Here is a 965-nt window from a genome sequence, read left to right on the forward strand (position 1 = left end):
TTTACTTACTGAGCACCTATCGGCAGCGATCGATGGCTATCCATACCGAGTGAAAGCGTGGATCAACCACATGGCGAACCCAATTTATGGCGTGCCGGGTTTAAAAACGCTGCTTGAAGACAAGCTAAAAGATCCAAAGCAGCTGGGTTTGATCGTCTCTATCGATGCCTTTATCAACGAAACTACGGCTCTCTCGGATTACATCGTGCCAGATACGGTCACTTACGAAAGCTGGGGGATGGCGTCACCTTGGCACGATGTGCCAGTGAAAACCGTGACAGCACGTTGGCCAATTGTGGAATCACGCACAGAAAAAACCGAAGACGGTCGCAGTATCTGCTTAGAAAATTTCCTAATCGATGTAGCGAAGAAGATGCATCTAGGCGGCTTTGGTGACAACGCCCTCAAAGATTCAGGTGGTCGGTGGCACAGTATTCACGCCGCAGAAGACTTTTACCTGCGTTCTGCTGCCAACCTTGCCTACGTGAAAGGCGGCGTTCCGGAAGTGAGTGCGGAAGACATCGCTTGGTCTGGGCTTGAGCGCCTACTACCAAGCATGCAAAAAGCACTAACTCCGGATGAGATGAAGCGTGTCGCGTACATTTTTGCTCGCGGTGGTCGTTTTGAAAACGCCACAGAAGCCTACAAAGGAGAGCAAATGAAGTACAAGTGGACACGTCCAGTCGCGATTTGGAACGACCGCGTAGGGAGCGCTAGAAACACCATGACGGGCGATTTCTACAGCGGCTGCCCGACTTGGCACCCGCAAAAACTGGCAGACGGCACACCACTCGAAACAAAGTACCCGAAAGCAGAGTGGCCATTCAGCCTGACTAACTTTAAATCGAACATTCACAGCGCGGTATCCAATTTGTCACCACGCCTAAACTCGATTAAAGGCATTAACCCTGTTTATATCCACCCAACGGATGCCGCTGCGGCAGGTATTCAAACTGGCGATCATT

General features: G+C 50.9%; 1 pseudogene. It reads left to right on the plus strand.

What is annotated here, in order from left to right:
• Positions 1–965: pseudogene (locus tag KIV40_RS33265) on the plus strand (tetrathionate reductase subunit TtrA); the annotation flags it as partial.

This window comes from Vibrio sp. D173a (assembly GCF_030248475.1).